At 33.8% G+C, this 699-nt stretch carries 1 pseudogene; it reads left to right on the top strand.

The annotated features are described in order from the left end of the window. Window positions 1-169: 169 nt before the first annotated feature. Window positions 170-699 (top strand): annotated as a pseudogene (locus DW761_RS18840) (transposase); the annotation flags it as partial.

Raw genomic sequence — 699 nt, 5'->3', positions numbered from 1 at the left:
ACCCGTGTTTAGAAGTTAGCACCATGAATTTTAGAGGTTCCCAATATGATGAATTTGGCCTAAGTCCTTTTATAAAAGGCTTTTTTTTATTTCATTTACTCTGGTAAAATATTATTTTTTATGTTATAATAATGGTGCTAAATGGTGTTATACACTTGGAGGTTTCTTTATGGCTTATTTCTTGAAAAAAACTAATTTGAAAAAAGGGCTTTATCTTCAGATCTACGAAAGTTTCTATGATCCTGTTAAAAAGAATACTGCTCATAGATCTTTTTGTTCTTTGGGCTATCTTGATGATTTGATTCGTTCTGGCATCGCTGATCCTATCTCCCATTATTCTCAGGAAGTCAAACAGTTGAATGCTGAGAAAAAAAGTAAAAAGTTAGCTGATGAGTTGAAAGTCATCGACGATTCTCCTATTCGCTATCTTGGTTATTTCCCTATCAAAAATATCCTTGATGGTCTTGCCGTTTCTAAACACATCGATCTTCTTCAATTTAACCGCTCTTTTAAATTTTCTTTATACGATATCATGGAAGCCCTGATCTATTCAAGATGTGTGAAGCCCTGCTCAAAATATAAGACGTTCCATGAAGTTATCCCTTATCTGTATGGCATAAGTCCTGATTTCAGTTATGATCAGTTATTGAGTGCTCTGGCTTTGCTTGGTAATGAATATGAAAAGATCGTTGAGATATT

The sequence above is a fragment of the Absiella sp. AM29-15 genome (assembly GCF_003434225.1).
Taxonomy (GTDB): domain Bacteria; phylum Bacillota_I; class Bacilli_A; order Erysipelotrichales; family Erysipelotrichaceae; genus Hoskinsella; species Hoskinsella hominis.
Note: the sequence above shows the minus strand (reverse complement) of the source record. Positions and strands in the feature narration are given on the sequence as shown.